We start from the raw sequence: 4,752 nt of genomic DNA, 5'->3' as shown, positions 1-4,752 counted from the left end.
GACAGCGGGAAATATGGCTTGATCCGACGCATCTGCTTGTTCGTCAGCCAAAACAGATCACTCATGACAGGCTCCTCCTGCCACCAGTGAATCAGATCGCCACGACCGTGTGAATCCCTTTAATGGGTCCTGAGCCTAGAGGTATATCGGCCATCACAGCGGAATATTATCGTGCTTCTTCCACGGATTACTCTGCTGCTTGTTCTTCAGCGTCCGTAGCGCCCGGATGAGCCGCCGCCTTGTCCCGTGCGGCATGATCACGTCGTCGATGTATCCCAGGCCCGCGGCCACGAACGGATTGGCGAACCGTTCCCGGTACTCCGCCTCCCGCGCCGCCAGGGCTTCGGGGTCGCCGGCCTCTTTCCTGAAGATGATCTCGACCGCGCCCTTGGCCCCCATGACGGCGATCTCGGCCGAGGGCCAGGCGTAGTTGACGTCGCCGCGCAGGTGTTTGGAGCTCATCACGTCATAGGCACCGCCATAGGCCTTGCGCGTGATGACCGTCAGTTTGGGCACCGTGGCCTCGGCATAGGCGAATAGCAGCTTGGCCCCGTGTTTGATCAAGCCGCCGTATTCCTGACGCGTGCCGGGCATGAAGCCGGGCACATCGACGAAGGTCACCAGCGCGATGTCGAAGGCGTCGCAGAAGCGCACGAACCGCGCGGCCTTGCGCGATGAATCGATGTCCAGCACCCCCGCCAGCACCTGCGGCTGGTTGGCGACAATGCCGACGGATTGCCCGTCCAGCCGGCCGAAACCGCAGACAATATTCTTCGCGAAATCGGCCCCGATCTCGAAGAACTCGGCCTCGTCGACCGTCTTCAAGATCAGCTCCTTGATGTCATAGGGCTGGTTCGGATTGGCCGGGATCAGGGTGTCGAGCGAGGCCTCGTCGCGGTCGGGGTCGTCATAGCTGTCGCGCACCGGGGGCTTTTCGCGGTTCGACAGGGGCAGGAACCCGATCAGGCGGCGGACTTCCGACAGCGCCTCCAGATCGTTCTCGAACGCCCCGTCGGCGACGCCGGACTTTTGCGAATGCACGCGGGCCCCGCCCAGGTCCTCGTGCGTCACCACCTCATTGGTGACGGTCTTCACCACATCGGGGCCCGTGACGTACATGTAGGACGTGTCCTTCACCATGAAGATGAAGTCGGTGATGGCGGGCGAATAGACGTCGCCCCCCGCGCACGGCCCCATGATGACGCTGATCTGGGGGATGACGCCGCTGGCCAGCGTGTTCTGCAGAAAGATGTCGGCATAGCCGGCGAGGCTCTCGACCCCCTCCTGAATCCGCGCGCCACCCGCGTCGAACAGGCCGATGATCGGCGCGCCGTTGGTCAGGGCCATGGTCTGGATCTTGACGATCTTGGCCGCATGGGCGCCCGAGAGCGAACCGCCAAAGACGGTGAAATCCTTGGAGAAGACATAGACCAGACGGCCGCCGATGGTGCCGCGGCCGGTGACCACGCCGTCGCCGGGGATGCGCTGGTCGCGCATGCCGAAGTCGTGCGAGCGGTGCTCCACGAACATGTCGGTTTCCTCGAACGAACCCTCGTCCAGCAGCACGTCGATGCGTTCGCGCGCGGTCAGCTTGCCCTTGGCGTGCTGGCTGGCGATGCGCGTCTCGCCGCCGCCGAGCTTGGCGGCGGCGCGGCGGGCTTCGAGCTGGTCGAGGATGGTGTTCATGCGGCGTCTCCCTGGAGGGCGAGGCTTAAGGAGCGATGAGCCGGGAGGCAAGTTGCGCCGCGTGGCGGGAACCCGGCAACGTCACCACACCTTGTGCAGTGATGGCGGAGATCGAGGACGAACTGAAGCAGGCGATGCGCCGACCGGGCTTGTCGCTGTCCGGCGCGGTAGATGAGGGCTGGCTTCACCGTTTGATCAAGGCGGTGCGCGAAACGAACGGCGATGATGGGCCCATGGTCGTCGAGGTCATGACCAGCGGTGGCGACGCCGACATGGGACGTCGGCTGGCTATGGAGATCGAACTGCTGAAGCCCGGCGGACGGCGGATCGTATTCCTGGGCAAGACGATCGTCTACTCGGCCGGGGTTACCTTCATGGCGGGTTTCGACCGCGCCGACCGATATCTGGCCGTCGGCACCTGCCTGCTGGTTCACGAGCGCAAGATGTCCAAGACGGTAAACCTGGACGGCCCATTGCGCGCCTGTCGGGCCCAGTTGCAGGGCGTATTGTCCGAAATCGAGGTCGGTTTCGCGCTCCAGCAGGAGGGCTTCAAGGCGCTGGCGAAGGGAAGCCGGCTGAGCGCCGAGCAGGTGGACGAGCGCGCCCGCACGGATTGCTACATCTCCGCTGCCGAGGCTTTGAAGCTGGAGCTCATCGAGGCCGTGTTCGAGGGCTAGATGATGGTCGAGGCGACCATCGATCCATCTCACCCGCTGATTCAACCCGAGAACCCCTGCCCCAGCGGAGCCGGTGCCGTCATCGTCGCCAGCCGCTGCAGTTCGGCGACATGGGCGGCAAACGCCTTTCGACCGGCCAACGTCAGGCTGACCCAGGTCCGCTGGCGGCCGTTCTCAGCGGCCTTGGTGAGGGTGACATATCCCGCCGCCTCCAGCTGCTTCAGATGCTTCGACATCACCGAATCCGACACCTTGATAGCGTCTCGGAGCATGGCAAACTCGGCGTCGACACTCGACAGGATAGCGCAGATCTGGAGACGGCCCGGCGCGTGGATCAGGGCGTCGAACACGGGTGCCGCACTCATTGAGGGAGCTCCGTCAGGTCCTTCCGGTAAACCTGCATCCACCACCGGCCGCTGAGGCCCGCAACGAGCCAGGTCGCGACGCCGGCCGCCCACGGCATCCAGACGGGGCCGTCGTAAAGGCGGGTCCACAGGGCCAGACCCATCATGACCAACATTAAGGTGACCAGAAACCAGGCGACCCGGCCAGCGCGGCGGGGGCTGTAGCCGTTGACCCACCAGCCGAAGCGCTTCTTCCACCACTGAACCATCAGGACGACCCCGAGCATACAGAAAATGAAGACCGTGTTGCTCCAGGGCGACGGCAGCCCCTGGCTGGCGACGATGGCGGCGAGGACGGCGCCGTAGGCGAAATCCCAGCCGATGGGATAGTCGAGGTCGCGCCCGATCGCGGCGCGGGCGGCCTTGATCGAAGCCAAGGCCTCTCGGGGGTCGGGGTCTTGCATCATGGAGCAACCTCACTTTCCAATACGGAAAGCGTAGCATGACTTTCCACTATGGCAAGTGGTTAATTTTCCAGATTGGAAAGTCAGCCCTCGAGCGCCCTGAACCACCGGTCGACCAGCCCGGCCTCAGCCCGGCGTGCGGCAGTGCGGGCGGCATTGTCGGCGTCGACACCCCAGTGTTCTTCCTGGAAGGCCTCTTCCAGCCGGCTGAGGTCAAAGGCGGCCTCGCCGGTCAGGGCACCGCGCTGGAGCGCCAGTCCCAACACCGCGCTGCCCAGCAGGGGCACGGCGGTGGCTAGGCCCGTCAGGGCGAAATCGTCGAGCGACAGGGCGTGGGCCTTCACGCGGGCGACGGCGGCCGGGTCCTGCGCGCAATGGACGATGCCTTCTGCCGCCGCCAGCACCACGCCGAGGTCCGCCGCGGCCCAATCGCGCCACGGCCCCCACGCCGCCGCCTGTCGCGTAACCAGCGAGGTCGGATGGTCCGCCAGATAGCAGAGGGCGTCGGAACCGGCATAGGCGGCGATCTCCTCGGCCACGGCCTCGCGGACCTGACTGACGCGGTCGATGGCGGTCGAGGCCAGGCGGGTGGCGGGCATGGTGCCGGGGTCGATGAACTCGCCCTGGGCGGCCCATTCCTCGGCCACCAGCCGACCGGCGGCCTCGGTCGGCAGGAGCAACGGAGCATGGGCGGGGGTCTTCGGCGTGCGGCCGTCGAGGGTGACGGCCCAGCCCCCCTTCCCTTCCGCCACATCGACCGCCTTCCAGAAACGTTTCAGCCGCTCCTCGGACTCGCGAAAACCCTTGCGGGCGGCGACATTGGGATCGAGGGGCGGGATATGGCTCATCTGGCGTCTCAGGCGGCCTTGGTGAGGGCGGCGAAGCCGTCCAGCACAACGCTCAGTTCGGAGAAGGATTGGGCGACATGACGCGCGCCGGCGGCCTGCTGTTCCTCAACGGTGTGGAACCCCCAGGCGACGCCCAGCGGCAGGACACCGGCGTTCAGTGCCATCATCACGTCATGTGAGGTGTCGCCGATCATGACCGTGGTGGCGGGCTCGGCGTCGCAGGCGGCCATGGCGGCGTGCAGCATGGCGGGATCGGGCTTGCCGGGGCCGTCCTCGGCGCAATGGGACGAGAGGAAAAGGTCGGCCCAGCCCTCGCGGGCCAGGTTGCGGGCGACGCCGCGGCGCGACTGGCCGGTCGCCAGCGCCAGCCCCCAGCCGTCGCGGTGCAGACGGCGGACGGTCTCTATCGCCCCCGGGTAGAGCGGCTCATGAAAGTCCGGATCGCTGTTCATGCGCAGGAAGACAGCCTTGAAGGCTTCCACGAAGCGGGTCAGGTCCGCGTCGCTCAAAAGCGGCTCCAGCTCGCGCAGGGCCACCGGCAGGGACAGACCGACGATCTTGCGGACCCGGTCGTAGTCCGGCTCGGGCAAGCCCAGCGCCCGCGAGGCCTCGGTCGCGGCCTCGAAGATCGAGCCGCGGCTGTCCACGAGGGTGCCGTCGATGTCGAAGATGGCGAGGGGTCGGGTCATAAATCCTCCCCCATCGGGGGAGGGGGACCATCCGAAGGATGGTG

6 protein-coding genes are annotated in these 4,752 nt (G+C 66.2%); 1 reads left to right on the top strand and 5 read right to left on the bottom strand.

The features are described from left to right. Window positions 1–153: 153 nt before the first annotated feature. Entirely contained in the window at window positions 154–1,686 is a 1,533-nt protein-coding gene (locus ACESMO_RS07800) for an acyl-CoA carboxylase subunit beta (protein ID WP_372707598.1), read from the bottom strand. Window positions 1,687–1,787: 101 nt separating this feature from the next. On the opposite strand from ACESMO_RS07800, the gene ACESMO_RS07795 reads away from it, so the two are divergent. Beyond that, window positions 1,788–2,363 carry a peptidase S14 gene (locus tag ACESMO_RS07795; RefSeq protein ID WP_372707597.1) on the top strand — a complete coding sequence of 192 codons (576 nt, stop codon included), beginning with the start codon at window positions 1,788–1,790 and terminating at the stop codon, window positions 2,361–2,363. A gap of 41 nt (window positions 2,364–2,404) precedes the next feature. On the opposite strand, the gene ACESMO_RS07790 is transcribed toward ACESMO_RS07795, so the two are convergent. The 4 genes from ACESMO_RS07790 to ACESMO_RS07775 all read right to left on the bottom strand — a co-directional run bounded on the left by ACESMO_RS07790 (window position 2,405) and on the right by ACESMO_RS07775 (window position 4,708). Next, window positions 2,405–2,728: a winged helix-turn-helix domain-containing protein gene (locus tag ACESMO_RS07790; protein WP_372707596.1), complete on the bottom strand. Its 324-nt coding sequence runs from the start codon at window positions 2,726–2,728 to the stop codon at window positions 2,405–2,407. After that, window positions 2,725–3,174 carry a hypothetical protein gene (locus ACESMO_RS07785; protein ID WP_372707595.1) on the bottom strand — a complete coding sequence of 150 codons (450 nt, stop codon included), beginning with the start codon at window positions 3,172–3,174 and terminating at the stop codon, window positions 2,725–2,727. The genes ACESMO_RS07790 and ACESMO_RS07785 overlap by 4 nt, the downstream gene beginning before the upstream one ends. An 80-nt stretch (window positions 3,175–3,254) precedes the next feature. Continuing rightward, entirely contained in the window at window positions 3,255–4,019 is a 765-nt protein-coding gene (locus ACESMO_RS07780; RefSeq protein ID WP_372707594.1) for an ATP12 family chaperone protein, read from the bottom strand. A gap of 8 nt (window positions 4,020–4,027) precedes the next feature. Then, the gene (locus tag ACESMO_RS07775) at window positions 4,028–4,708 is read right to left on the bottom strand and encodes an HAD-IA family hydrolase (protein ID WP_372707593.1); all 681 of its coding nucleotides are present in this window, start codon (window positions 4,706–4,708) and stop codon (window positions 4,028–4,030) included. Window positions 4,709–4,752 lie beyond the last annotated feature (44 nt).

Source organism: Brevundimonas sp., from assembly GCF_041688735.1.
In the GTDB taxonomy this organism is placed as follows: domain Bacteria; phylum Pseudomonadota; class Alphaproteobacteria; order Caulobacterales; family Caulobacteraceae; genus Brevundimonas.
Note: the sequence above shows the minus strand (reverse complement) of the source record. Positions and strands in the feature narration are given on the sequence as shown.